Genomic DNA, 25,802 nt, shown 5'->3' with positions numbered 1-25,802 from the left:
CGTTAACCGTAAGCCCCCCAACACCGTTGGGGGGCTTACGGCATTCTGGGCACCGGTGAAGGTGGCGTCAGCTCTCGCGATCGCCGGCGGCCAGGGAACTATCGTCTCGGAGTCGCCGTGGTAGGTCACCTGATCTCGATCTCGAAGGAAAGCTGATCAGGTTGATCCCGGCACCCTGAGTTGGTCGACGGCATTCTTCATCTCCGCCGCCGAGGGAACCCCGCGCAGCACGTGCCCGTCGATGACGACGCTGGGCACTGAGTCGATCCCAACGGTGTTCGCCGCAAAGTCATGATCCGCCCGCTGCCGTGCTCGGCGCTCGTCGCTGTGCAGTGCCAGTTCGGCCTCGGTGCGGTCGAGCCCGACGGAGGTGGCGATATCGAGGATGATCTCGTTCTCGCCGATGTTCCTGTCCTCTTGAAAGAAGGCCCTATACATCGCCACGGTGTAGACCTCGGCCCTGTGCTGTTCCTGGGCGAGTTGCAACACCATGAAGGCCTTCTCCGTGCGGGGCTGCGGCGAGATCGAGGGAAGTGCCATCGGCAGGCCGACACGCTCTGCCATCGGGTACACCGCGTCCTTCCACACCCGGGGCAGGTACTCGTCCTCGGGGCGCAACGTGGGCACCGGGTACGGGCGCAGCTCGAACGGACGAATCGTCACGTCGACATCACGGTCGCGCTTCAGTCCCTCGATGGCCGGTTCGACGAGGAAGCAGAACGGGCAGACGTAGTCAATGAACACATCGACCGGGGTGGTCATCGAGGGGATCCTTTCTCAAAAGAGCCGTGTAAACACGCAGACACGTCCTATGAAGAGCGCCAGAGTCTTGCCTGCGGTGTCAGGGCGCGACCAGGGTGCTGGTTCCATTCCGAACCCGGAAGCCAAGCCGTCCAGCGCCGATGGTAGTGCGTCCGACAAGGTGTGCGCGAGCAAGAGAGATCGTCAGAACCCCGCAGATCGCAAGCTCCAAACGTGGCTCTGAGCATTGTCCGAACCGGGCCCGGCTGTCGGTGTGAACTCGGAGTGTCGACAACCTGACCTCGCGCAGGCCAGGGGTTCACCAGCGACCGGAAGGAGGCAATCCAGCCGGCGTCGCACATCGAGCCGGCTTCGGCGTCCGTCGGGGTGTGGGGGAACATCGCGGACCCCTCACGGATCACGGCCGGGCTGGCCCCGGTGAGTCGGCCTATCGAGCGTCTGAGGGAGACGACCGCACTCTCAGACGTCTCCGTACCCTCTCCGCTTTGTCCGGTTTGCCGCAATATTCGGCAAGTCCACTGGCGCAGAGGAACTTTCAAGCGATAGACCATTTACAGCACCTCGACTAAGTGTTAACCTCGGTTCTCCGAGAGAGGGGCCTGAATCGAGATGAAAGACCGTGAGGCTGGGATGATTTCCTCTGCCTGTAGCTGTACACGGACCTCCGTCCTGTCTCCCTGGACAGCGATAGCACGATGCATGAGCTGAACGAAGAATGATAACCATGCCGCTTCCTGCAGCGTTCAAACATTGATCGATAGGATTGCCGATCGATAGATCTTCAACGTAGTTGTGACACAGGAACATACGTCAGTCTTGGTTGAGGCTTGGCGAAGAACCCGAAGAACTGCGGGTAAGGCATTTCAGACCGTGCGATGGGCACGGGCGTGAATCGCTGGATGATTCGAACAGCAGAGCAGTCACTTAGCTGTACCTATGATGACAGTCTCGACAGGTCACGAAGTGCATTGCGCACCAATGGAAGCCCTCTTCAAGCTGCGGTTCGGATCCGAACTGCTGATTATCCCGACAAAGAGTTGTAAGCCCCTGTGCATGGGGTGGGAAGAACATGACAGACACCGAGAGATGAGTCGATGAATCCCTTTAGACGATGGCCGACGATCGCGGCAACTATCACCCTCAGCGCCGGAACGCTCCTTCTACCCGGCCTTGCGAACGCAGAGCCATTGGCGCCGTGGACGACAACGTCCAAGACCGCCGACGTGAATTTCAAGGTCAGTTGCTGGTCATCAAACGGCCAGTATGACCCTTTCCGTCCGAAGGGTTCTCGTTACGACGATGCCAAAACAAGCAATTGGGGCCTGAAAATCACGGCACCCGAATCCGTCCCGGCAGGACAAGATTTCACCTATACCATTACTCCCGATCCGGTCGACATGAATCGGCAGAATCCAAAGGAGCAGCTGGGTCCGAACTGGATTCGCATGAAATATGATATGGCCATCCCTGCGGGAACGACCTTTCAGAGAGCGGAGGTAAACACCGATTCTGTCTCGAAGCTGCGGGGGGACATTGACGTGACCCGAGTTGGCTACGACGGGGTGCCGAACGATGATGGGCCCATCCTGAGGATGTCAGTCGGCAACATCACCGAAGGCACAACGAAGGATCCGACTGGGAACGGCCCCAACGCTCTGTCAGCAGACTTCAACCATGACAAGAGAATTGGGCTCAACGCCAATTCTGGATCATTCGTAGTCTTTCCGTCCATCAGCGTTACAGTCAGGGCTGGTGAGGCTGGGTCCGTGGTACAGCCGAGTCTTCGCTCCAGCGTGGCAGACCCCGCGGATTCGTTGTCCGACACCTACGGTCGCCCCGAGAACTTCTTCACATACCAGACGGACTTCGGTAAGAATGACGGAAAGTCATTCATGTTCATGAAGGCCACCAACAATAGTGTGCGTTGCGCGCCGCGGGACACCTCGAAGTCCGGCACAGTCAACGCCGGCGGCATGGCGCTGGCGACGATCCCAGTGGTTGAAGCAGTTCGCGGTAGCTACCGGACAACGGGGCCAGTTGGAGGCAACACATGCGACTGGACTCGAACTGACATCAACGGAACCATTGTCGAGCGAGGAACAAGCCCCAACGCAACCACGGTGACGGTCGAACCGACCGACGGAGGGTTTTCGTCGAGTAATTGCGGAGTGTGGAATCCCGTCGATTTGGGAAGTGCCGATTCGAGTGCTCCGAAGATCCCGGGATACAACTTCGTGGGCGCGGTAGGAGTCGATCTCCAACCTGGGTCGTACGTGAGCAATGGCTCGACCGATGGAACCAAATCTTGCCTTTGGTCTCGCCAGGACAGTTCCGGAATGACCTTCAATTCGGGAACGACGGTCAAAGATCCGGTCACGGTGACTATCGAACCTACAGATGGAAGGTTCCAGTCTTTGGGCTGCGGTGACTGGACCCCCCTCAGCCAGTAATCAGGCTCCGTAAGCGTTGCCCCGGGGAATCGGCGTGTGTCTGATTTCCCGGGGCAACGGTCGTGGAGGGTCGAGGACAACCTCCAGGTTCGAGCTCAGGGTGGTGCCAGTTTTCTCAGGGCCAACGCAAGAATGCGCGGCAAATCACCGGCTTCATAGCCTGTTCCGGAATCGCACGTGTGCTCGGCGACCAGGTGGTTGGACATGGCCAGTCCGTGCAGCAGGACCCAGAGCAGTGGACCTACGTCTCGGGGATCGTCGGTTATGAGGGTGTTGCTCTGCTGCGCGTCGACAACGAGTTCATGGAAGTACCTGTTGAAGTCGGTGGCGGCCTCCTGCAGCACCCGGCTCGGCTTGAACGCGTAGTCGCCTCCGAATTCGAGCCGGTAGTGGTGCGGGTAGTCCCATGCGATGCGGACGTAGACAAGGCAGGCGCGCAACAGCGGGGTGGAGGTCTTCGCGGGGCTCGCTGCTGCACGCTGCATCTCTTCCCTGAGAAAAGCCAGGTTCTCGGCGGCCACCGTGCTGAGGAGGTCGTCTTTGTCTCGAAAGTGGCGGTACGACGCGGTTCGCGACACGTTGGCGGCGGCGCCGACTGCTCGCAGCGTGACGTGCATCGGTCCGCCCTGCGCCAGGAGGTCGCTGGCTGCGGAGATCAGAGCACGACGGGTATCCCCGGTCTGTTCCTTCATCTCCGCAGAATAGGAGGAAGTTGACGCTGTCAACAAGTCACTGCTAGGTTGACGCTGTCAACTTGACATTCGGTAGTCCAACCGGCTTGGTGGCAGCCACCAGTGTTCGCTCTACTCGGGGGTTCGATGACATCGCCAACACACGCACAGCCTCTCGACCTGCTCCGCTCTGATCTTGCCGCTTGGAATTCCCTTCATTCGGTGGGTGACTCGAAGAATGTCAGCCTCGTCGACGTCGGTCTGGCAGGGGCGAACTTGGCGGGCGCGAACTTGGCGGACGTCGACCTGACCGGTGCCGACCTGTCGGGAGCGGACCTCACCGATGCCAGCCTCGCGGGTGCCAATCTGGCCTCGGCCGATCTCGTCGGCGCCGACCTGACAAGAGCCGATCTCACCGGCGTGATCGCTCATGACGCCAATTTCACCGGCGCGTATCTCACGCGGGCCGGTCTACGGGATGCTGACCTGACGATGGCGTATCTGACGTCGACCTTCCTCGGGCACGCGGATCTCACGGGAGCGGACCTCTCTGGCGCGTACATGACCGGCGCATATCTCGGTGACGCCGACTTGAGCGGCGCCATCCTGATCAGCGCCTACCTGGGGAAAGCGAACCTGACCGGGGCGAACATCGTGACCGCTGTTCTAGACGGTGCCGATCTGACCGAGGCCACCATGCCGGACGGCACCTCGGCCCACTGACGATCGATGTCGAAGTCCGCCTTGATGTCTTGCAACCGATCGGCCGCATCCTCGTCCCGGACGTCCGGGCCGAATGTTCCCTGTCGGCGTTCTGGCGAGACAGTGACGGTATCATGGTTCTCCCGCGGCCTGCCCGTTGTCATTCGAGACGTGTCAGTGTGATCCCTTAGGGTGACCAGGTGCGCCTAGTGATTGCTCGATGCCGAGTCGACTACGTAGGTCGTTTGACGGCCCACTTGCCATTTGCTCGTCGACTACTACTGATCAAGGCAGACGGGTCCGTCAGCATTCATGCCGACGACCGCGCCTACAAGCCGCTGAACTGGATGAGCCCGCCCTGCTGGCTGGTCGAAGATTCGACGGAAGATGGCAGCGCTCTGTGGCTCGTCACCAACAAGGCCGGCGAGGAACTGCGGATCACTATCGACGAGATCGAGCATGACTCGAGCCACGAACTCGGCGTAGATCCGGGCCTTGTCAAAGATGGTGTCGAGGCCCACCTGCAAGAGTTGCTTGCCGAGCATGTCGAAACCCTCGGCGCCGGTTACACGCTTGTACGCCGGGAGTACATGACTGCGATCGGACCCGTGGATCTGCTGTGCCGAAATGCCGACGGGGAATCTGTGGCCGTCGAGATCAAGCGGCGAGGCGACATCGACGGCGTGGAGCAGCTCACGCGCTATCTTGAACTGCTCAACCGGGATCCGCTGCTGGCGCCGGTCACCGGCGTCTTCGCGGCCCAGCAGATCAAGCCGCAGGCTCGGACTCTTGCTACCGACCGGGGGATTCGGTGCCTGGTGCTCGACTACGAGTCGCTGCGCGGTACCGACAGTGCCGAGTTCCGGCTCTTCTGAGTAATAGGCTGGATTCGTGCCCCGTCGTAAACCGCAGCGGAAGAACTCGCGCCGCAGTGAGCCCCCGAAGAACTCCGAGGGCTCACTGTTCGGCGGTGCGTTGATGCGGCAGGAACCCGGTCCGGCGGGTGCCCGAGACCAGAGCTACATGGTGCGCAGCATTCCTGGGGCGCGAGCGACCAAGTCGTACCGGTGCCCCGGGTGTGACCACGAGATCCGGCCGGGTGTGGCCCACCTCGTCGCCTGGCCCGCGGAATACGGCAATGGCGAAGACCGCAGGCACTGGCACACTGGGTGCTGGTCAGGACGCGGCACCCGGGGGCTGACGCGCAGGTGGTCCTAGTGTCCTGTGGGGACGCTCTGCTGCTCTCCTGAGCTCTTCTCGTCCGGGGATGGGCTCGCGGCGTCCGCGGCGGAGTCGTTCTCAGAGTTCTGGCCCTGAGTGCTATCCGAATCGGGCCCCGCTGCCGGCTTGGAGCCGTTGCCCGATTGCTCGCTCGTCGAGGAGTGCGGCACGTCCTCGTTCGGTGCATCGAGGAGTTCGCTTTCCCGGTTCACGGAGGCCAACATGGCGGGAACGGACTCGAGTTGACCTCGAATGCCAAGGAGCTGAGCCAGGATCCGACCACGAAGTACGCGAAGCTCCTCCGTGAGTTCCTTCGCATGGGTGATCTTGCGCTCCGACTGGTCGGTGGCTACCTGCAGCCTGCGCTCCGCTTCGCGCGTCGCTTCAGTGACGCGTCGATGCGCGTCGGCCTTGCTGGTTCTCTCGAGTTCGTTGGCTTCGGCGACCGCCTTCTGCCGTCGGTCGGCCATCGTGCGATCGAAGTCGTCCTGTACTTGCGACCGGCGCAGTTCGGCCTCGGCGTTCAGGCGATCACGTTCGGATTGAGCAGCGGCGACGATTCTCGCAGCCTCCGTGCGAGCTTTCGTCATCGTCTGCTCATGCTGAACCTCGAGAGCGCGTCGGCGATCCTCTAGCTCCGCGATAAGTGACTCGTAGTGGCCGCGGAGTTGTGCGGCTTCCTGCTCTGCGACAGAGACCGTCTCGGCAGCCTCGGCTTCAGCCTTCGCGCGCACCTCGGAAGCTTCGTCCGACGCAAGGCGGAGCATCCGCGAAATGCGGTCACTCATTCCCTCGGCGGTGGTCGGGGGGACGGACAGGCGATCGACGTCCTTGCGGAGTTCGTCGATCTCGTCGCGCGAATCCTCGAGCTGTTTGGCGAGATCTCGCGCCTGAGCCGATGCCGCATCGCGATCGGCCGCAGTGACGCGGAGTTCTGCGTCGAATCGCTCGAAGTAGTTGCGCACCTCGTCCCGGTCGAACCCCTTACGCACTATGGAGAAGGGAAGAGAGATCGCATCACGGTCCAGCTCGTTTGACATGGATGCAAATCTACCTGGCAAAAGTGGAGCGTGTCTCCGTGCCTACGTTGAGGCCTACAGCGAGCTGACCACGCAGCCTGTCAATGGGCGGTCGGCTCGACAAGTTCGATGAGAACGCCGCCGGCGTCCTTCGGGTGGATGAAGTTGATCTTCGAGTTGGCGGTCCCGCGGCGGGGAGCGTCATACAGCAGCCGGACGCCGCGATCGCGAAGCTGAGCGGAGAGGGCGTCGATGTCCGTGACGCGGTACGCGAATTGCTGCAGTCCGGGACCACGACGGTCGATGAACTTGGCGATGGTCGAGTTCTCATCGAGCGGTGCGAGCAGTTGCACCAACGTGCTGTCATCGGACGAGCCGGCAACCCTGAGCATCGCCTCGCGCACGCCCTGGTCCTCGTTCACCTCCTCGTGTACGGGCACCATGCCGAGGTGCTCGGTGTACCACGAGATGGCGACATCGAGGTCGGGGACCGCGATGCCCACGTGGTCGATGGCGACCACCAGGTCCGAAGACAGGGGTGACGGGATGTGAGCCGGGGAGGACTGGGTCATGTTTCCGACGCTATCGTTGTCGTCTCAGTAGTTCTCATCGGGATGTGACTTCGGCGCAGCGGACCGTACTGCACGCGGACGAGTCCACAGCCGATCGGATCGTGTGGTATCTAGCACTCTACTGCGGACTGTGTTCGATGGTCGGGCACAATAACTGCCATGGCGAACCCTCTCGATCTCGGTACCACGGCCAAGCGCTTCCGATTTGTCGCGATTGCGGAGGCAATCACCTGGCTGGGCCTTCTCGTCGGCATGGCCTTCAAATACCTCCCTGCCGAGAGCAACGAGATCGGTGTGAAGATCTTCGGACCCATCCATGGTGGTGTGTTCATTGTGTACGTGCTGATCGCGTTGTGGACCGCCCGCAAACTGAGCTGGACCCCGCTCACCAGCTTCTGGGCACTCTTCGCGAGTATCCCGCCCTTCGGCACGGTCGTCTTCGAGGTCTGGGCCGTACGCAACGGCCAGATGGCGGAGCTCTCCGCGCCGAGTGCCTCGGAGGCCGAAGCCGCACTCGCCTGAGCCCGGTACCGAGGCCGACCCGCACGTTTCGCCCCGATTGCCCGGCCCGCATTCCGGTGCGTGCGCGAATCGTGACAAACTGGTGAACGTGACTCGACCAGGTTCTCGTCCCTCAACGCGATCCTCTGCAATGGCCGCAGCCATGTCCGGGGCCGTCGACCTCTCCGCACTCAAGGAGCGCGCGGCAGCCCCGCCGCCGTCGACGCCACCGACCGGTGATGGCGGCGCACCGGCGGCCGCTAATGGCACGGGGCTGCAGCCAGTCGTCGATGTCACCGAAGCCACATTCGAGGCAGAGGTCCTCGTTCGCTCTCAGCAGGTCCCCGTCATCGTCGATCTCTGGGCCACCTGGTGCGAGCCGTGCAAGCAACTCTCGCCACTGCTCGAGAAGTTGGCACTCGAGGCGGGCGGCACATGGGTGCTCGCGAAGGTGGACGTCGATGCCAACCCTCGAATTGCACAGGCATTCGGCGTTCAGTCCGTTCCGACGGTGGTCGCGATCGCCGCCGGACAACCTCTCGCCGACTTCCAGGGCGTGCAGCCAGAGCCGCAGTTGCGTCAGTGGCTTGCCGCGATCGCGCAGGCTGTCGCTGGAAAGCTGTCCGGTCCGCCTGCCGGTGCGGGCGAGACGGACGAACCGGAGCCCGAAGACCCACGCTTCGTCGCCGCGGAGGCCGCGCTTGACGGAGGTGACCTGGCCGCCGCGGAAGCCGAGTTCCAGAAGATCCTCGACGAGGAACCCGCCAATGCGCAGGCGTTGGGTGCGATCCGCCAGGTGCGCTTCCTGGCCCGGGTGCAGTCAGTCGATCCCGATGCCGTGTCCGCCGCAGACGCCGCCCCGGACGATCTCGAGGCGCAACTTCGTGCAGCCGACGTCGAGGTCTACTCACAGGCTCCCGATGCGGCATTCGCCCGTCTCATAGCATTCGTCGCCCGCAGCGCAGGGGACGACAAGACCCGAGCGCGGACTCATCTGCTGGAACTGTTCGAACTGTTCGACCCTGCCGAACCCGTTGTCATGACAGCACGCCGGAAGCTGGCTGCGGCGCTGTACTGAGGCCACACCGGATCAGCCCTGCACGCGCTCCACTCGTCCGACGAGGAAGATGTACGCGGCGATCCCGAGCGCGGTCACCACGGTCATGTAGACGAATCCGGGCGCGAAGCTCTTGTCGCTGACCAGCAGGCCGATGACGATGGGCGTGGCGATCGACGACAGGTTGCCGATGAAGTTGAACATTCCACCGGTGAGCCCGAGCAATCGCTCCGGCGCGAGTGCGGACACCAGCGACCACGTGATCGAGGCGAGCCCGTTGCCGAAGAACGCGATGGACAGGAACACGATCACCAGAGCGGTCGAGTCGGTGAAGTTGGCGCCGAGCATTGTGACGGTGAGCAAGAGCCCCACGATGATCGGTCCCTTGCGAGCGGCACCCAGAGATACCCCGTTCCGGAGCAGGAAATCGGAGAATGCTCCGGAGAACAGCACGCCGATCAGTGCCGCGACGAACGGTAGAGAGACCAGGAATCCGGATTCGATGTAGTCCATTCCCCGGTAGTCGACGAGGTACGTCGGGAACCAGGTAAGGAAGAACCACAGGGTCGACGTGAGGCAGAACTGTCCCAGGTAGATCCCCCACAGCTTGCGGCGGCCGAGAACGGTGGCGACGTCGCTGCGGGTCACGGCGGGACGTTGGGGTTGCTGCTTGTGCTCGAGATCCACGAGCCCGCCGCCGTCGCGGATCAGTTCGATTTCGGCCTCGTTCGCCCGCGAGTCGGTCGGTTCACGGTAGACGACGTACCAGATGACGCCCCAAACGATGCCGATCGCGCCGGTCACGATGAACACCCAGTGCCATGACAGCACGGACTGCAGCCAGGCCAGGAACGGAGTCAGTAGGGCCAGACCGATGAACTGCCCTGAAGTGTAGAAGCCGATCACCGTCGCACGTTCACGCTCGGGATACCAGGTAGTCGCAACGCGGTTGTTGATGGGGTAGGCGGGGGCCTCGAACACGCCGACCAGGAGTCGCAGCGCGATGAGCGCCACGAAACCGCCCAGGATCCCCATGAAGGCGGTCGCGACCGACCACAGGATGAGGCACGCGGGGTAGAGCACTCGCGGGGGTATGCGGTCGACGAGCCATCCCCCAGGAATCTGCAGCGCTGCATACGTCCAGCCGAAAGCGGACAGCAGCAGCCCCTGCTGGGCCGTGGAGAGAGCCATTTCGTCGCTGATCGCGGGCAATGCGATAGAAAGATTGGCCCGGTCCATGTAGTTGATGACGACGGTAACGAACAACATCACCGCGATCAGGGCACGCGCCTTCGATGCCTGCGCGGCAACCGGGCTGGAGCGATAGCTCGTCTGGGTCTGCGTCATCGCCCTCACCACTCCGCGAAGGATCCGTCGCTGTGCCGCCAGACCGGGTTGCGCCAGCGGTGTCCCTCGGCCGCCCGCTCGACCACGTACTCTTCGTTGACCTCGATGCCGAGTCCGGGTCCGGTCGGGATTCGGACCTGGCCGTCCGCGTAGGTGAATACGGAGGGGTCGACGAGGTAGTCGAGCAGATCGTTCGAGGTGTTGTAGTGAATGCCCAGGCTCTGTTCCTGGATTGTGGCGTTGTAGCAGCCGGCGTCGATCTGTAGGCAACTCGCCAGGGCGATCGGCCCGAGGGGGCAGTGCAGCGCGAGGGCCACGTCATAGGCCTCGGCCATGCTCGCGATCTTCCGGGATTCGGTGATGCCGCCACAATGAGACGGGTCGGGCTGTATGACGTCGACTGCTCCGGATGCAAGGACCGTTTTGAAATCCCAACGCGAATACAATCTTTCGCCGAGTGCAATCGGGATCGGCGACTGTCGCAGCAGGTCGATGAAACCGTCGACGTGCTCGGAGAGCACCGGCTCCTCCACGAACATCAGCCGGAACGGCTCGAGTTCACGCAGTAGCACCTTGGCCATCGGCTTGTGCACTCGGCCGTGGAAGTCGACGCCGATGCCGATGTTCGGGCCGACCGCATCGCGTACCGCTGCGACGTTGGCCAGGCACCGGTCGACCTTCTCCCAGGAGTCGAGGTACTGCAGTTCTTCGGTGCCGTTCATCTTGACTGCGGTGAAGCCGCGGTCGACCACCTCGCGCGCGGCTTTCGCGGTCTCGGAGGGACGGTCGCCGCCGATCCAGGAATACACCTTGATCCGGTCCCGGACGCGTCCTCCGAGAAGCTCGTATGCCGGTAGGCCGAGGGCCTTGCCTTTGATGTCCCACAACGCCTGGTCTATCCCGGCCAGGGCGCTCATATGGATGCCCCCGCCACGATAGAAACCGGAGCGGTACATGATCGTCCACAGGTCTTCGATCTGGGTCGGGTCCTGGCCGATCAGATAGTCGGACAGTTCCTCGACAGCGGCGGCGACCGAAGCTGCTCGGCCTTCGAGGACCGGCTCACCCCAGCCGACCACACCGTCGTCCGTCTCGATCCGTAGGAACAGCCATCTCGGTGGCACGGCGAAAGTGGTCAGTGACTTGATCTTCATCGGTCCTCCGGTAGCGGGGCGAGGCCGGTGGCCCCGGTGGTGGTGTGCGGGGTCGTTTCAGGCGGATTCGGCCGAAGCCGACCAGATAGTGATGAGGTCGACGGCGCGAGCGTGGACTGTGTCGGCACTGTCCCCGGGTCGGTACAAGCACGATCCGAGGCCTGCGCCTCTCGCGCCTGCGGCGGCCCAGGCGGCCAGATTGGTTCGGTCGACGCCGCCGACGGGAAGGAGTTCGACGTCGACGGGCAGGACGGCCTGCCACGCGTTCATCCCCGCCGTCCCGATGGACCCGGCAGGGAAGAGCTTGATGCTGCGCGCACCCGCAGCGACGGCGCGAAACGCTTCGGTAGGTGTGGCCGCACCCGGATAGGGGTGAAGGTTCCGAGCGACGGCAGCGCCGATGACATCGCTATCGGTGTTGGGAGACACGATGATCTTCGAGCCGGCTTCTTCGGCCCGGGCCACGTCGTCGACACTGAGTACGGTCCCTGCGCCGACGACGCATACGTCACCCAGGGACTTTGCCAGCCGTTCGATCGATTCGAACGGTTCGGGAGAGTTCAGCGGGACTTCTATTGCGGTGAATCCCGCATCGACGAGAGCGGAACCGACCGCGACAATCTCCTCGGGGGTGATCCCGCGCAAGATCGCGATCAACCCGGTTGGTGTTGCAGTCGAGCGGGCGCTCATGGCGTCCCCTTCCCGGGGATCGCGCCTGGTGTCGGCCGGACCAGTCCCGCGGTGACGGCAACATGCCACAACCCGGCTGCCGCAGCTTCCTCGGCGACGGTCTCGGTGACCACACCGTGAGGGCGCAGGCCCTGGGCATAGCGTCTGCAGAGATCGGTGTTTCCGCACAACAGGATTCGGTTGTCGGGGGCATATTCCGGCAACAGATGCCGGATTTCGTCGCCGATGATCACTCCAGAGACGTAGTCGGGGACCGAGGCTGGATCGAGTAGCCCGTCGAGCACGAGAACCCGTGCCCCGAACAGTTCTGCGAGCAATCCATGAGACGGGAGCGATCCTCCCGCAGCGAGTCCTCGTTCGAACGCGGCGTCGTCGCGGATTCCAGCGGCCGCCGTGCGACCGAGGATGCTGTGTTTCATCATCAGGCCGTAGACCTCTCCCGTCATCGACGTGACGAACGAGGCGATCTTGTGGTCTTCGACTCGTGTCCACTTGCTGTGGGTTCCCGGCAGGACGATGGTCACGGGGTGCTCGGTCGGGGGCAGCAGGCCCAGTACCCCGATGATCTGCGTCTCTTCACCACGCATGACGTCGCCTGCCACCGCACGGCCGGTGGCGGAAGCAACCCGAAGACCGGGTACGAGGTGTACTACTCCGCGCGAGTGGGGCACTACGGTCAGGTCCGCCGCGCCGATGTCGAGATCGGTGGGGATTGTGAGATAGCAGGCTTCGCGCCAGCCTTGAGCGCTGCCGACCATGCCGCAGGCGATGGCAGGGAGATCAGGATTGGCATCGAGCCAATTCCCGCACGCCAGGTCGAATGCGATCTCGTAGTCGCGGGCCGGTGATCCGGGGTCGTCGCCGGTGACGCCGAGTACCCCGAATTCCCGTCGGCGGACGGCCAGTATGCGGCCGTCGTCGCCGAGGAGCCACGCGCGCAGCGACGACGTCCCCCAGTCGAGGGCGATCAGACGCGGCGGCGATGTGCCGGGCATTTGCTGAGCCACCCAATCCACTATCGGCAAGAAATTCCAGCTTGACGAATAGATTCTCACTATGCGGGATTCAGCACGTGTACGGCACCATATGCCTGATGGTCGAGGATGGTGACTGAGGGTTAGCGGTAGCGGCTCTCGCAGCTCTGCTCGTTACCGAGAACTCCAGTTCGGAATGCATCGATGCGGGAGAACCCGCTTGGTACGGTCCTGCCGTCGACGTCGCTGGCTGCCAAGCCGTCGGTAAGTAGTCCCGAGACGGCTTCGTCGAGGTCGCCAGGGGAAAGCCACACCCCGCCGCCGTCCGGTGTGGCGGGGTTGTCCGGGCTGAGCGCGGCGGTAATGACGCCGGACAGGCAGGCGGCCCGCAGAGCGGTCTGTGGTGAGCGAAGGTCGTCGCCGCGATCTCTTTGCAACGCGAGGGTGTACCGGGAAGCGAGCAGGAGGTATGCGTTGTAGTCGCCGGTGCGGGTGGCCTGGAAGAGTTCAGTTCTACTCGGGTAGGGTTGCGCGCCGCGCTGAGCGAGTTGGTCGACACTGACCCCGATCGTGTTGGTGGCAGGGCAGTACGACACCGGTTCGGTAACGACCGCATCCTCGCAGCCGAGGTCGGCGCCGCCTAGGTCGAGTTCGGGCTGCTCGCTCAGATCGAAGATCCGTTGGAACGAGGTGAAGAAGGCCTCGATCGACTCCTCGGTGACGGCAAGTTCGCCGTCGTCGTATGCGTCGGTGAATCGCTGCGGTAGATCCGCGCGGCGTGCGTCGATCTCGCTCTCGTCGATACGAATGCACGACGGCGGCCCGTCTGTGAACCCGATCTGCGTGGCGGTGACGCGTTCGAACGGCGAGCCGTGTACGTTTTCCGGATCGTTGGGATCGGTGTCTCCGATAGCCACCGCCGCCGCCAGCACTTTGTTCAGGCCATCCGAGGTGTTGAGCGTGAAATGCGGCGACTTGCCTTCCGCAATGTGCCGCATGAAGGCGCCCGCGAAACAGTCGGCCTGCTGTTCCCGCACGATGCCGCCGGTGGTGTCAGCGTCGGCGATACCGGCTTTCGTCTGTACAGCGTGCCCGTACTCGTGTGCCAACACCGAGACGGCTGCCACGGTGCCGAACTTCTCGGCGACCTCCGGCACAAGTAGCGCCCGGTCCCAGCCGATCGTGTGGTCGAGGCTGCAATAGCCGGCATTGACGACGTCCTCGGTGCTGTCCCCGCAGAAGCGTGGGCCGTCGGAGTCGCGGGGATCCCATGAGATAAGTTCCGTGATCGGTTCGAAGTCGCGCCCGAACAGCGCGGGAAACTCGGTACGCCAATAGTCTTCGATGTCGCTGACCGCATTCGCGACTATGCGGTCGATCTCGCCGCCGTCGGTGCCGGTAACGGGAAGGTCGGCGTCGGGCACCCCCTTCCGGGCGCCACTGGGCCCCGAAGTGACATCCAACCCCGCTACCTTGTACGGGTCGTCATAGGTGGACCTAGCCTCGCCGTCGATCGACAGGGTGCACCCCGAAACGGCGACCGCGGCCGAAGCGAGAACGCCCACACCCGCAGTTCGCAGCCGGCATCTGGTCATAACCCCCGCCCCCTCATCAGCGCTCCAGACTCATCCAGATCGCGCCGTTGGCGGGCAGCGCCACTTCTGCCGAAGCGGGGCGACCGTGCCACGACTGCGACGTTGCCGTCACCGCACCGAGATTTCCCCAACCAGACCCGGCATAGATCTCCGCGTCGGTATTGAGGATCTCACGCCATCTGCCGGGTTCCGGCAGGCCCACACGGTAATTCGAGTGCGGGGAACCCGAGAAATTGAACAGGCACGCCACGATAGACCCGTCCGTGCCGTAGCGCAGGAAACTCAATACGTTGTTCGCGGTGTCGTTGGCGTCGATCCAGGAATACCCGCCCGGCGACGTGTCGAGGGTCCACAGGGCCGGGTGCTCGAGGTAGGTGGCGTTGAGGTCACCGACCAGTCGGAGCAGCCCACGATGGAGGGCCCCGCTATGGGGGTCGTCCAGTTGATTCCAATCGAGTCCGCGCTCCTCGGACCACTCTCTGATCTGTCCGAATTCCTGACCCATGAACAGAAGTTGCTTGCCGGGGTGCGACCACATGTACGCCAACAGGGAGCGGACTCCTGCCGCCTTCGTGTAGTCGTTTCCGGGCATCCGCGTCCACAGCGTGCCCTTGCCGTGAACCACCTCGTCATGGCTGATGGGCAACAGGTAGTTCTCGCTCCACGCGTACATCAGCGAGAACGTGATCTCGTGATGGTGGTAGCTGCGGTGGACAGGGTCGTGGGCGAGGTAGCCGAGAGTGTCGTGCATCCACCCCATGTTCCACTTCATGCTGAACCCGAGACCGCCGACGATGGTGTCGCGGGTGACCCCTGGCCAGGCCGTCGACTCCTCGGCGATGGTGACCACCCCGCGGTGCTGTTTGTGCACGGTGGCATTCATCTCCTGGAGGAACGCCACCGCCTCGAGATTCTCCCGCCCGCCGTGGATGTTGGGGGTCCAACCGCCATCCGGTCGGGAGTAGTCGAGATACAGCATCGAGGCGACCGCATCGACGCGCAGACCGTCGACGTGGAACTCGTCGATCCAGAACAGGGCGTTGGCCACAAGGAAGTTGCGTACTTCCCGGCGGCCGAAATCGAATATGTAGGTTCCCCAGTCGAGTTGCTCGCCCCGCTGCGGGTCGCTGTGCTCGTACAGCGGGGTGCCGTCGAAACGGGCGAGTGCCCAGTCGTCTTTGGGGAAATGGGCGGGCACCCAGTCGACGATCACTCCGATCCCGGCCGCGTGCAGATGGTCGACGAACCACCGGAAATCGTCGGGGGAACCGAATCGCGAGGTTGGCGCGTAGTACGAGGTGACCTGGTACCCCCACGATCCACCGAACGGATGCTCGGCGACGGGAAGCAGCTCGACATGGGTGAATCCCGACCCGGAGACGTGAGCGGCGAGTTGTTCGGCCAGTTCTCGGTAGTTCAGGCCGGGGCGCCACGATCCGAGATGGACCTCGTAGACGCTCATGGGGGATTGCGAAGGCTCGGTGGCCGCGCGCTGCTCGAGCCACGAGTCGTCCTGCCACTGGTAGGTACTGGCCGACACCCGCGATGCGGTGGCGGGCGGCACCTCGGTTGCGAACGCCATCGGATCGGCCTTGTCGCACACGCTGCCGTCCGGGCCGTGGACCTGGAACTTGTACACCGCTCCCACCCCGATGCCGGGGATGAACAATTCCCAGACACCGCTCGAGCCGAGTGCACGCATCGGGAACCGCTGTCCGCCCCACGCATCGAAGTCGCCGATCACACTCACGCCGCGCGCTGCGGGAGCCCAGACGGCGAAGGAGGTTCCGGAGACAGTTCCATCGGGAGTCTCATAGTTCCGGAGGTGTGCGCCGAGGATCTCCCACAGTCGTTCGTGCCTGCCTTCACCGAACAGATGCAGGTCGAGCTCGCCGAGGGTCGGCAGGAATCGGTATCCGTCCGCCGAAACTTCGTTGTGACCGTCCGGCCAAGTCGTTGACAGTCGATAGTCCGCCGGATTCTCCTCGGGCACGACAGTTCCCCACACGCCGTGTGCAATGTGCTCCATCGAGAAGGTGGTTCCCCGAATAACGACTTCGACGGACTCGGCGTGAGGGCGCAGGGCGCGGATCACCGTGCCGCCCGGACCTGGGTGTGCACCCAGGATCGAATGCGGATCGTAGTGAACTCCCGCGGCCAGCAGATTGAGGTCGGCGGCGTCGGGAGCGAGTGCGGCGGGCGGGTCGACGGTCACTTATCTACCTCCGCGGTAAGCCAGCTGCACTCTGGCGGGATAGGGAACAGGCGGAAGTGCGAGGATGTGGGCCACCGCTCGCCAGGGTTCGAGGCGCACGAAATTTGTCTGCCCCCAATGATATTGCTCGCCAGAGACCTCATCGAGAACGGTGAGGTGGTCTTGCCAGTCCCGTCCCAGTGCCGGCATGTCCAGCCACAGGTTTCCCTGCTCGGGGCCGAACGGATTGAGGTTGATCACCGTCAATACCGCATCGCCGGTGGTGGCGTCGAACTTGGAGTAGGCGATCAACGCGTCGTTGTCCAGATGATGGAAGTGGATGTTGCGCAACTGCTGCAGGGACGGGTGTTGACGTCGGATGCGGTTGAGCGCGGTGATCCACGGTTCGAGCGATTCTCCGCGGGCGGCGGCACCCTCGAAATCTCGGGGACGCAACTGGTATTTCTCGGAGTCGAGGTACTCCTCACTGCCTGGCCGGACTGGAAGGTGTTCGTAGAGTTCGTATCCCGAATACACGCCCCAGGTAGGCGACAGTGTCGCGGCCAATGCGGCTCGCAGCGCGAACATTCCTGGGCCTCCCGTCTGAAGGCTTTCGTGCAAAATGTCCGGGGTGTTGACGAAGAGGTTGGGGCGCGCCTCGTCGGCCTTGGCTGCGATCTCGTTGCCGAACTCGGTGAGCTCCCACTTGGCGACTCGCCAGGTGAAGTACGTGTAGGACTGGGTGAACCCCCGCCGGGCGAGCCCGTACAACCGTGCGGGACGGGTGAAGGCTTCCGACAGGAACAACACGTCCGGATCCGACGCCTTGACCTCGGCGATGAGCCACTCCCAGAAATCCGGCGGCTTGGTGTGCGGGTTGTCGACCCGGAAGATCTTCACCCCCGCCGCCACCCAGTGCCGCACGACACGCAGAACCTCGGCGTAGATTCCGTCCCGGTCTTCGTCGAAGTTGACCGGATAGATGTCCTGGTACTTTTTCGGCGGGTTCTCCGCATATGCGATGGTGCCGTCCGGAAGGACGGTGAACCACTCGGGGTGCTCGCGCGCCCAGGGGTGGTCCGGGGCGCACTGGAGCGCCAGATCGATGGCCACCTCCAGGTTCAGCTTCCGGGCGGCGTCGACGAAAGCGGTGAAATCCTGCATGGTTCCCAGGTCGGGATGGATTGCGTCGTGTCCTCCCTCGTCCGAGCCGATGCCCCAAGGCGAACCGACGTCGTCGGGCCCGGGCGTCAGAGTGTTGTTGGGGCCCTTGCGGTTGATCTTTCCGATCGGATGGATCGGCGGCAAATACACGACGTCGAAACCCATCGACGCTATCCGCGGGAGTGCGGCGGCGGCGGTGGCGAGAGTGCCGTGTCTCGGATTGCCATTCTCGTCCCAGCCACCGGTTGACCGCGGGAAGAACTCGTACCAGGAACCGAACAGCGCGCGGGCGCGGTCGACCAGCACGCTGTGGGGTTCACTCTTCGTGACGAGGTCACGCAACGGGTGCGCCCGCAACAGTTCGGTGACGTCCGAGCCGAAGGCCGGGGCGACCCGTTCGGTCAGATGGCGATCGGATCGTAGCGACGCCGCCACGCCGACGAGCAGCGACCGGTTCGCCTGGGGGACGCCCGTCGCGGCCCTTTCGAACAGGCGCGCCCCGATCTCGAGGTCGTTGGACAGTTCGGCCGCGCTCTGGCCGACACCTAGCTTGGCCTCTACGGCATGCCTCCAGGTGGTGACCGGGTCGCTCCAGGCCTCGATGCGGAATGTCCAGAGGCCTTCGGTGGTCGGGGTGAAGGAGCCGTCGACGGTGTCGGGAAGCGGTCCTTCCACCATGGGAACGCGGAACGTGGCCGAAGCACCGGATCGAGCATCGCGCGGGGCGCTGACTGCAAGAGTGGCGGCCACGGCGTCGTGACCTTCACGCCATACCGTGGCCCGAACCGGAAAAACTTCGCCGACAACCGCCTTTGCGGGAAATCGTCCATTTCCGATGTGGGGTTCCACGTCGTCGATGCCGAGTCGACCTGTCACGCTGGGCTCCGTTCCATCGCCGGAAGTTGCCGGCAGCTCCTGCACGGGCCGCCGGTTCAACCGTAATCGAGTGCCTGGCTTCCTGTCGGTATCGCCAGATCGCGCGGCGACCGGTGGACCAATCGCAGCGACGCGCATTCTGCGTTATCGTTCGCGAGGTGAAAGCCTTGCGTCGATTCACCGTGCGAGCCCATCTTCCGGAACGGCTGGCGGCACTGGGTCCGCTGTCCACCAATCTGCGATGGTCGTGGCATGCGCCCACTCGGGAGTTGTTCTCACTGCTCGATGAGGACCTGTGGGGGCAGGTGGAGTTCGATCCGGTCAGAATGCTGGGAGAGGTCGAGCCGTCCAGGCTGGACGAGCTGGCCGGCGACAAGCGCTTCCTCGCCCATCTCGACGCCGCGGCCGCTGATCTCGACGACTACCTCACCCGGCCGCGCTGGTACCAGAACCAGCAACGCAGGGGAGTCTCGTTGGGCGGTGGGATCGCCTATTTCTCAATGGAATTCGGGGTCAGTGAGGTTTTGCCCAACTACTCCGGCGGTCTGGGAATTCTCGCCGGAGACCATCTGAAGGCAGCCTCGGATCTGGGGCTGCCTCTGATCGGTGTCGGTCTGCTCTACCGCTCGGGCTACTTTCGGCAGTCGCTGTCGGCGGACGGCTGGCAGGTCGAACATTATCCCCCGTACGATCCGCAGGGGCTGCCGCTGCGCCTACTCACCGAATCCGGGCCGGACTCGACCGGCGGTGCGCCTGTTCTGATCCATGTCGCACTACCGGGTAACCGGGTGCTGCGCGCCCAGGTGTGGATCGCCCACGTGGGGCGCATCCCGCTTCTGCTGCTCGACTCCGACATCGCCGAGAACGACGCCGAGCTGAGGGGCGTCACCGATCGCCTCTACGGCGGCGACCAGGATCACAGGATCAAGCAGGAGATCCTCGCAGGTATCGGTGGTGTCCGCGCCGTACGGGCCTACACACACACCCACGGGCTGCCCGATCCCGCTGTGTTCCACACGAACGAGGGACACGCCGGTTTCCTCGGCATCGAGCGGATCCGGGAACTGGTGACTGCGGAGGGACTCGAGTTCGACGAAGCTCTGGCCGTGGTCCGCGCCGGTACGGTCTTCACCACGCACACCCCCGTTCCCGCCGGAATAGACCGTTTTCCGATCGATCTCGTGCGACACCATTTCGGCGGTGACAACGGGCAGAACGACTCTTCGCTTCTTCCGGGGCTGACGACGGACCGGATCCTCGCCCTCGGCCGCGAGTCGGATCCGTCAGTGTTCAACATGGCAAGCATGGGCCTGCGGCTCGGTCAGCGCGCAAACGGCGTGTCCAAGCTGCACGGGAGTGTCAGCCGGGCCATGTTTCAGCCGCTGTGGGCGGGATTCGATGCCGATGAGGTTCCGATCGGATCGGTGACCAACGGTGTGCATGCGCCCACGTGGGCTGCACCGGAATGGATCGACCTCGCCACCCGAGTCGTCGGCCCACAACTGATCGAGGAAGCCCGCGGATGGGAGCGCCTGCAGGACCTCTCCGCGCAAGAACTGTGGTCTACCCGCAACGCGCTGCGCGCCAAGTTGGTGGCAGAGGTGCGCCGGCGTGTGCGGGCGTCGTGGATCGAGCGCGGCGCGACCGCCGCAGAGCTGAGCTGGACGGACGAGGTGTTCGACCCTCGGATCCTGACCGTCGGATTCGCACGCCGGGTTCCCACGTACAAGCGCCTCACGCTGATGCTGCGCGACCCGGAGCGGCTGCGGGCACTGCTGCTCGACGAGGATCGTCCGATGCAACTTGTGGTGGCCGGTAAGAGTCACCCCGCCGACGACGGCGGCAAGGCACTGATCCAGCAGATCGTTCGTTTTGCCGACGACGCGGATGTCCGGCACCGGATCGTCTTCCTCCCGGATTACGACATGTCGATGGCCCGGTACCTGTACTGGGGCTGCGATGTGTGGCTCAACAATCCGCTGCGCCCGCTAGAGGCGTGCGGCACGTCGGGCATGAAGTCCGCTCTCAACGGCGGTCTCAACCTGTCGATTCGCGACGGGTGGTGGGACGAGATGTTCGATGGTGAGAACGGCTGGGCCATCCCGACCGCCGACGGTGTGGCCGACGAGACTCGCCGCGACGACCTCGAGGCGAGCGCCCTGTATGAACTGCTCGAACGGTCCGTTCTGCCCCGGTTCTACGACTTCAACGACGACGGCCTGCCCGTTCGCTGGGTCGAGATGGTGCGACGCACGCTGCAGAACCTCGGCCCGAAAGTACTCGCGTCGCGGATGGTGCGGGACTACGCCGTTCAGTACTACGCGCCCGCCGCCGAATCGTCTCGCGCGGTGGTGGCCGACGATTTCGCAGGTGCCCGCGAGCTGGCGGAGTTCCGTCGGCGCGTCGAAGCCGGGTGGCCGTCAATCTCCGTGCTGCAGGTCGACGGTGCGGGTTTGCCCGATACTCCAGTGATCGGGGCGACCTTGGTGCTTCGTGCCCGAATCGGGCTCGGCGATCTGACACTTTCCGATGTCACCGTGCAGGCCGTGCTCGGCCGGGTCGACGAGAACGACGAACTCACCGACGTCGTCACCGTGGACATGGCGCACGCCGGATCGGACGAATCGGGAGAACTGTTCGTCGCCGATACGGCTCTCCCACTGTCCGGTTCGGTCGGGTACACCGTGCGGGTGCTTCCACGGCACCCGCTTCTCGTCGACCCTTCGGAACTGGGTCTGGTCGTGGCGCCGACGTTCTGATCGCGCGCAGTCGTGGCGAACGGCGTTGCGGGCTCTCAGGGTCGTGAGTCGCGGATCCGCCCGAGTGCCTTGCGCACCACCTGTGGATCGGACGTCTCCCAGAACGGGGGCAGAGAGGCGCGCAGATAGCCCGCGTAGCGGGCTGTCGCGAGTCGTGGATCGAGGACGGCGACCACACCCTTGTCGTCGGCGCTGCGCAGTAGACGCCCCACCCCCTGCGCGAGCAATAGCGCGGCGTGATTGGCTGCGACGGAAAGGAACCCGTTGCCGCCGCGCGAGTCGACCGCCTTCTGCCTGGCAGCAAGCAGTGGGTCGTCGGGGCGGGGGAACGGAATTCGATCGAGGATCACCAGGCTCAGGGACGCGCCCGGCACATCGACACCCTGCCACAGTGAGAGTGTTCCGAACAGGGACGTCGACTCGTCGGCGGCGAAGGTCCGCACCAGGGTGCCGGTCGAATCGTCGCCCTGGCACAGGATCGGGGTGTCGAGGCGATCTCGCATCGCCTCGGACGCCGCCTTGGCGGCCCGCATCGACGAGAACAACCCGAGGGTGCGCCCGCCTGCCGCCTCGACGAGTTCGGCGATCTCGTCGAGGTAAGCGGGGGCCAGACCGTCGCGACCCGGTGGGGGAAGGTGCTTCGCGATGTAGATGATTCCGGCGCGGGCGTGGTCGAAGGGGGACCCGACGTCCAGCGCGTTCCATTTGACGGTGCCGGCGTCCGACGGAGCTTCGTACCCGGTGGCCATCACGGCGCGGGCCTCGGCGGGGGCTTCGGGTGGATCGATAGCAGAGGACTCGGCGGGAAGCCCCCAGTTGACCGCCAAGCCGTCGAAGGCACCGCCGACCGTCAGCGTTGCGGAGGTCAGAACCACGGTCGATTCCGCGAACAGTCGCGACCGCAGCAATCCGCCCACCGACAGGGGCGCCATCCGAACGACCCGACGGACCGATCCACGGTTCTCGTCGGCCGACAGCCACACGACATCGTGACGCTTGGCCGGATCCGGCTCGTCGAAAGCACTGAGAACGCGCACGGCACTGTCGTGGACTTCCTCGACCGCGGCGAGTGCGGTGTTGCGTGCCGCTGCAGCCTCAGGATCGCTCAGTGCCATGCCGGGTCGGGACGGACCGATGGCCATACGCAGCGACCATGCAGCATCGCGCACAGCAGCGAGCGCGGGGGCGGCTCCGTGCGGCAATACCTCCCATCGCTGCGGCGGCAACGCCTCGAGTAGGCTGGCCCAGCCTTCCGCGGCTGCCTCGAGGCGGTCCACATCCTGTTCCTCCACGAGTTTCGCGCAGCGCCGTGCGGCGGCGCTGATCGTCGATGCGGCCAATTCCGCGGTCGCGACGTTGGTGACTCGGTCGACCAGCTCGTGCGCCTCATCGATGACGACGACGTCGTGTTGGGGAAGGATCGTCGCCCCCGTGATGGCGTCGATGGCGAGCAGTGCGTGGTTGGTAACCACGACATCGACCTGCGAAGCCTCCGTCCGGGCGCGCTCGGCGAAGCAGTCCTCGCCGACCGGGCAGCGGGACTTGCCCAGGCACTCCCGGGCAGTGACGCTGACCTGACGCCACGCCCTGTCGCTGACTCCGGGCACGAGGTCGTCGCGGTCCCCGGATTCCGTGTCCGAGGACCACTCGGTGAGGCGCTGTACCTCGCGGCCGAGCCGGGAGACCGCGAACGCATCGAACAGTTCGTCTGCGGGCGGCTCTTCTGCCAAACCGGCGTGAACCTTGTTCATGCAGAGATAGTTGTTGCGACCCTTCAAGATCGCGAAGTGCGGCCTCCTACCCAGTGAGTCCTCGAGCGCCTCCGCGAGCCGCGGCATATCGCGGTCGATCAACTGACGCTGCAATGCGATGGTGGCCGTCGAGACGATGACCGTCTTCCCCGACTCGACGGCGTGCCGCAGGCTCGGCACCAGGTAGGCGAGGGACTTTCCGGTGCCAGTGCCGGCCTGCACCGCTAGATGTTCGCCGGTGTCGATCGAATGCGCGACAGCCGACGCCATCGTGAGTTGCTGCGGTCGTTCGGCACCGCCCAGCGACCGCACCGCCGTGCGCAACAGTTCGGGGACGTTGGGGAGGTTTTCCGGCACCCGAGCAGGTTACTCGGGGCCTACGTCAGAAATCGTCACGCGGTCCGAAGGGGTGTCGGTGTCGCGTCCTTGAAGCGCAACGCCCGCTGCTCGCATCCTGGTGAACGCGTCCTCCACCGTCTTGGGGGACACTCCGACGGTGAGTGGGAGAAGGACCCGCGTCCCGAACCCCGCGCCCGCCGCGTCCAGGGCCGTCGCGGCCACACAGTGGTCGGTGGCGATCCCGACCACGTCGATGTCGCTGATCTTCGCCATACGGAGCCATTCCTCCAGGCTCTGGCCGTCGGAGTTCTTGCCCTCGAAGCCGGAGTACGCCGCGGAGAACTCGCCCTTGGAGAAGACCGATTCGATGCGGTTCGTGTCGAGGCCGGGGTGGAACGCGGCGCCCGGTGTTCCCGACCTGCAGTGCTCCGGCCAACTGTCGACATAGTTCGGCTCGTCGGAGAAGTGATCGCCGGGGTCGATATGGTGATCCATCGTGGCTGCGACGGCGTCGTACTCGTTCGACGCAAGGAATCGACTGATCGCGGCGGCGACTGCGGAACCGCCCTCGACGGCGAGGGATCCGCCTTCACAGAAATCGTTCTGGACGTCGACCACCACCAATGCACGAGAGTGACTCCCGGACTCCACGCTCTCGAAATCCGTCATCGAACCCTCCATGAGTCGGGATCGGTGAACCGTACAGGAATCGCCGGTTCTCCGTGAGACAGCTTCAATCCCTCCCAAGGCAGGCTTACGAGGCCCTCAGCCAGGAGGGACCGGCTGTCTTCCAGGGTAGTCGTGTGCGGCGTCGCCACCCCGTCTCGAACCAGCGGAACGAGTAACTCCCGCGACTGGAAACCTTCCGGGTCCGGGGGGTCGGCGTGGGCCGAGTACACGACCTCTTCCACGAGGGTTCCGGTGCCGCGGGAGAACCGTACGGCCCGCTTGGCACCGCCTCGCGAAGCCTTGTTGCTGCTTCGCTTCTCGACGGGGATGCCATCGACCTCGACGAGTTTGTAGACCATTCCGGCGGTGGGGGCGCCGGACCCGACTACAACCGATGTCCCGACGCCGTAGACGTCGACCGGTTCGGAGCGCAACCCGGCAATCGAGTACTCGTCGAGGTCGCCGGAGACGACGATCTTCGTTCCCGTCGCACCGAGGTCGTCGAGCTGGCGTCGAACCTGCCGGGCGTGGACACCGAGATCGCCCGAGTCGATCCGGACCGCACCGAGCTCGGGCCCCGCCACCTCCACGGCGCTGTTCACGCCGTCGGTGATGTCGTAGGTGTCGACGAGGAGCGTCGTTCCCACGCCGAGCGCCGCAACCTGGCCCCGGAACGCCGCCGCCTCGTTTCGTCGGTCCTCGGTCGTGTGCAGCAAGGTGAACGCATGGGCCGCGGTGCCCGCCCCCGGAATTCCGTGCCTGCGGACCGCTTCGAGGTTGGACGTTGCCGCGAAACCGGCGATGAATGCGGCTCGGGACGCCGCTACCGCAGACTCTTCGTGGGTGCGCCGAGAGCCCATCTCTATTATCGGGCGTCCGTCGGCGGCGCTGACCATCCGCGCGGCTGCCGACGCGATTGCACTGTCATGGTTGAGGATCGACAGGCTCAGTGTCTCGAGCAGGATGCACTCGGCGAACGTTCCCCGAACGGAGAGGATGGGGGAACCGGGGAAGTAGAAGTCACCCTCGCGGTAGCCGTCGATGTCACCCGTGAACCGAAATTCGCGCAGCCAAGCGACCGTCGCGTCGTCGAGGAAGCGTGAGACGACTTCGATCTCTGGATCGCCGAAGCAGAAGTTCGACAGCGCGGACACCAATCGCGACGCGCCGGCAACCACTCCGTACCGGCGGCCGTCGGGCAAACGTCGCGCGAATACTTCGAAGCTGCAGCGCCGATGCGCCGAGCCGTCAGCCAGGGCCGCCGACAGCATCGTCAACTCGTACTGGTCGGTGAACAGTGCGGTGCTGTCTGTGGACACTCGGTTACTCTAAGCC

The 25,802-nt window shown here is 64.3% G+C and carries 21 protein-coding genes; 7 read left to right on the top strand and 14 right to left on the bottom strand.

Features of this window, described 5'->3' with window-relative positions; genetic code table 11:
* Window positions 1-156 precede the first annotated feature (156 nt).
* On the bottom strand, window positions 157-762 hold the full coding sequence (locus BFN03_RS11135; protein WP_070379054.1) for a DsbA family oxidoreductase: 606 nt from the start codon (window positions 760-762) through the stop codon (window positions 157-159).
* A gap of 1,223 nt (window positions 763-1,985) precedes the next feature.
* On the opposite strand from BFN03_RS11135, the gene BFN03_RS11130 reads away from it, so the two are divergent.
* Window positions 1,986-3,212, top strand: coding sequence for a hypothetical protein (locus BFN03_RS11130; RefSeq protein ID WP_157109599.1), 1,227 nt, complete (start codon window positions 1,986-1,988; stop codon window positions 3,210-3,212).
* A gap of 95 nt (window positions 3,213-3,307) precedes the next feature.
* On the opposite strand, the gene BFN03_RS20645 is transcribed toward BFN03_RS11130, so the two are convergent.
* Window positions 3,308-3,904, bottom strand: a complete 597-nt coding sequence (locus tag BFN03_RS20645; protein WP_070379052.1) for a TetR/AcrR family transcriptional regulator — start codon at window positions 3,902-3,904, stop codon at window positions 3,308-3,310.
* A 201-nt stretch (window positions 3,905-4,105) separates the two neighbouring features.
* On the opposite strand from BFN03_RS20645, the gene BFN03_RS11120 reads away from it, so the two are divergent.
* From BFN03_RS11120 to BFN03_RS20185, 3 genes are all read left to right on the top strand, one after another.
* Window positions 4,106-4,606, top strand: coding sequence for a pentapeptide repeat-containing protein (locus tag BFN03_RS11120; protein ID WP_232320228.1), 501 nt, complete (start codon window positions 4,106-4,108; stop codon window positions 4,604-4,606).
* A gap of 179 nt (window positions 4,607-4,785) precedes the next feature.
* The gene (gene nucS / locus BFN03_RS11115) at window positions 4,786-5,460 is read left to right on the top strand and encodes an endonuclease NucS (RefSeq protein WP_070379051.1); all 675 of its coding nucleotides are present in this window, start codon (window positions 4,786-4,788) and stop codon (window positions 5,458-5,460) included.
* A gap of 16 nt (window positions 5,461-5,476) precedes the next feature.
* Window positions 5,477-5,803: an ATP/GTP-binding protein gene (locus BFN03_RS20185; protein ID WP_084385591.1), complete on the top strand. Its 327-nt coding sequence runs from the start codon at window positions 5,477-5,479 to the stop codon at window positions 5,801-5,803.
* On the opposite strand, the gene BFN03_RS11110 is transcribed toward BFN03_RS20185, so the two are convergent.
* Both BFN03_RS11110 and mce read right to left on the bottom strand, forming a co-directional pair.
* The gene (locus BFN03_RS11110; protein WP_070379050.1) at window positions 5,800-6,846 is read right to left on the bottom strand and encodes a hypothetical protein; all 1,047 of its coding nucleotides are present in this window, start codon (window positions 6,844-6,846) and stop codon (window positions 5,800-5,802) included. The genes BFN03_RS20185 and BFN03_RS11110 overlap by 4 nt on opposite strands.
* An 80-nt stretch (window positions 6,847-6,926) precedes the next feature.
* On the bottom strand, window positions 6,927-7,397 hold the full coding sequence (mce, locus tag BFN03_RS11105) for a methylmalonyl-CoA epimerase (protein ID WP_070379049.1): 471 nt from the start codon (window positions 7,395-7,397) through the stop codon (window positions 6,927-6,929).
* Window positions 7,398-7,547: 150 nt separating this feature from the next.
* Here mce and BFN03_RS11100 point away from each other — a divergent pair, with 150 nt between their 5' ends.
* Both BFN03_RS11100 and BFN03_RS11095 read left to right on the top strand, forming a co-directional pair.
* A complete protein-coding gene (locus BFN03_RS11100; protein WP_198163491.1) occupies window positions 7,548-7,919 on the top strand; it encodes a DUF3817 domain-containing protein in 372 nt (123 codons plus the stop codon).
* Between the two features lie 142 nt (window positions 7,920-8,061).
* Complete coding sequence (locus BFN03_RS11095) at window positions 8,062-8,976, top strand: tetratricopeptide repeat protein (RefSeq protein ID WP_070380833.1); 915 nt, start codon at window positions 8,062-8,064, stop codon at window positions 8,974-8,976.
* Window positions 8,977-8,988: 12 nt separating this feature from the next.
* Here BFN03_RS11095 and BFN03_RS11090 read toward each other — a convergent pair whose 3' ends face one another.
* From BFN03_RS11090 to BFN03_RS11060, 7 genes are all read right to left on the bottom strand, one after another.
* Window positions 8,989-10,302 carry an MFS transporter gene (locus tag BFN03_RS11090; protein WP_070379047.1) on the bottom strand — a complete coding sequence of 438 codons (1,314 nt, stop codon included), beginning with the start codon at window positions 10,300-10,302 and terminating at the stop codon, window positions 8,989-8,991.
* Window positions 10,303-10,307: 5 nt separating this feature from the next.
* A complete protein-coding gene (gene dgoD / locus BFN03_RS11085) occupies window positions 10,308-11,456 on the bottom strand; it encodes a galactonate dehydratase (RefSeq protein WP_070379046.1) in 1,149 nt (382 codons plus the stop codon).
* A gap of 57 nt (window positions 11,457-11,513) precedes the next feature.
* Complete coding sequence (locus BFN03_RS11080) at window positions 11,514-12,146, bottom strand: 2-dehydro-3-deoxy-6-phosphogalactonate aldolase (protein ID WP_070379045.1); 633 nt, start codon at window positions 12,144-12,146, stop codon at window positions 11,514-11,516.
* Entirely contained in the window at window positions 12,143-13,141 is a 999-nt protein-coding gene (locus BFN03_RS11075) for a 2-dehydro-3-deoxygalactonokinase (protein ID WP_070379044.1), read from the bottom strand. The genes BFN03_RS11080 and BFN03_RS11075 overlap by 4 nt, the downstream gene beginning before the upstream one ends.
* Before the next feature lie 122 nt (window positions 13,142-13,263).
* Window positions 13,264-14,715 (bottom strand): neutral zinc metallopeptidase, encoded by a 1,452-nt coding sequence (locus BFN03_RS11070; RefSeq protein ID WP_070379043.1) that lies wholly within the window; start codon window positions 14,713-14,715, stop codon window positions 13,264-13,266.
* A gap of 16 nt (window positions 14,716-14,731) precedes the next feature.
* The gene (glgB, locus tag BFN03_RS11065) at window positions 14,732-16,930 is read right to left on the bottom strand and encodes a 1,4-alpha-glucan branching protein GlgB (protein WP_070379042.1); all 2,199 of its coding nucleotides are present in this window, start codon (window positions 16,928-16,930) and stop codon (window positions 14,732-14,734) included.
* Window positions 16,931-18,949: a maltotransferase domain-containing protein gene (locus tag BFN03_RS11060; RefSeq protein WP_070380832.1), complete on the bottom strand. Its 2,019-nt coding sequence runs from the start codon at window positions 18,947-18,949 to the stop codon at window positions 16,931-16,933.
* Between the two features lie 158 nt (window positions 18,950-19,107).
* Here BFN03_RS11060 and glgP point away from each other — a divergent pair, with 158 nt between their 5' ends.
* Window positions 19,108-21,708, top strand: a complete 2,601-nt coding sequence (glgP, locus tag BFN03_RS11055; RefSeq protein ID WP_070380831.1) for an alpha-glucan family phosphorylase — start codon at window positions 19,108-19,110, stop codon at window positions 21,706-21,708.
* Between the two features lie 35 nt (window positions 21,709-21,743).
* Here glgP and BFN03_RS11050 read toward each other — a convergent pair whose 3' ends face one another.
* Genes BFN03_RS11050 through BFN03_RS11040 form a run of 3 tightly spaced genes read right to left on the bottom strand, consistent with a single transcriptional unit; the run spans window position 21,744 to window position 25,786 of the window.
* On the bottom strand, window positions 21,744-23,816 hold the full coding sequence (locus BFN03_RS11050; RefSeq protein ID WP_070379041.1) for an ATP-dependent DNA helicase: 2,073 nt from the start codon (window positions 23,814-23,816) through the stop codon (window positions 21,744-21,746).
* Between the two features lie 9 nt (window positions 23,817-23,825).
* Window positions 23,826-24,467, bottom strand: coding sequence for an isochorismatase family protein (locus BFN03_RS11045; protein WP_070380830.1), 642 nt, complete (start codon window positions 24,465-24,467; stop codon window positions 23,826-23,828).
* The gene (locus BFN03_RS11040; RefSeq protein ID WP_070379040.1) at window positions 24,464-25,786 is read right to left on the bottom strand and encodes a nicotinate phosphoribosyltransferase; all 1,323 of its coding nucleotides are present in this window, start codon (window positions 25,784-25,786) and stop codon (window positions 24,464-24,466) included. The genes BFN03_RS11045 and BFN03_RS11040 overlap by 4 nt, the downstream gene beginning before the upstream one ends.
* Window positions 25,787-25,802 lie beyond the last annotated feature (16 nt).

Origin of the sequence: Rhodococcus sp. WMMA185 (assembly GCF_001767395.1) — a bacterium.
In the GTDB taxonomy this organism is placed as follows: domain Bacteria; phylum Actinomycetota; class Actinomycetes; order Mycobacteriales; family Mycobacteriaceae; genus Rhodococcus_F.
The sequence above is the reverse complement of the archived record's forward strand: the minus strand, read 5'-3'. Positions and strand labels throughout refer to the sequence as shown.

Coding starts and splice junctions, on each gene's coding strand:
- BFN03_RS11070 (WP_070379043.1), bottom strand. CDS start 14,715: ATGACCAGATGCCGGCTGCGAACTGCGGGTGTGGGCGTTCTCGCTTCG.
- mce (WP_070379049.1), bottom strand. CDS start 7,397: ATGACCCAGTCCTCCCCGGCTCACATCCCGTCACCCCTGTCTTCGGAC.
- BFN03_RS11075 (WP_070379044.1), bottom strand. CDS start 13,141: ATGCCCGGCACATCGCCGCCGCGTCTGATCGCCCTCGACTGGGGGACG.
- dgoD (WP_070379046.1), bottom strand. CDS start 11,456: ATGAAGATCAAGTCACTGACCACTTTCGCCGTGCCACCGAGATGGCTG.
- BFN03_RS11095 (WP_070380833.1), top strand. CDS start 8,062: ATGTCCGGGGCCGTCGACCTCTCCGCACTCAAGGAGCGCGCGGCAGCC.
- BFN03_RS11110 (WP_070379050.1), bottom strand. CDS start 6,846: ATGTCAAACGAGCTGGACCGTGATGCGATCTCTCTTCCCTTCTCCATA.
- BFN03_RS11045 (WP_070380830.1), bottom strand. CDS start 24,467: ATGACGGATTTCGAGAGCGTGGAGTCCGGGAGTCACTCTCGTGCATTG.
- BFN03_RS11080 (WP_070379045.1), bottom strand. CDS start 12,146: ATGAGCGCCCGCTCGACTGCAACACCAACCGGGTTGATCGCGATCTTG.
- BFN03_RS20645 (WP_070379052.1), bottom strand. CDS start 3,904: ATGAAGGAACAGACCGGGGATACCCGTCGTGCTCTGATCTCCGCAGCC.
- BFN03_RS11090 (WP_070379047.1), bottom strand. CDS start 10,302: ATGACGCAGACCCAGACGAGCTATCGCTCCAGCCCGGTTGCCGCGCAG.
- BFN03_RS11135 (WP_070379054.1), bottom strand. CDS start 762: ATGACCACCCCGGTCGATGTGTTCATTGACTACGTCTGCCCGTTCTGC.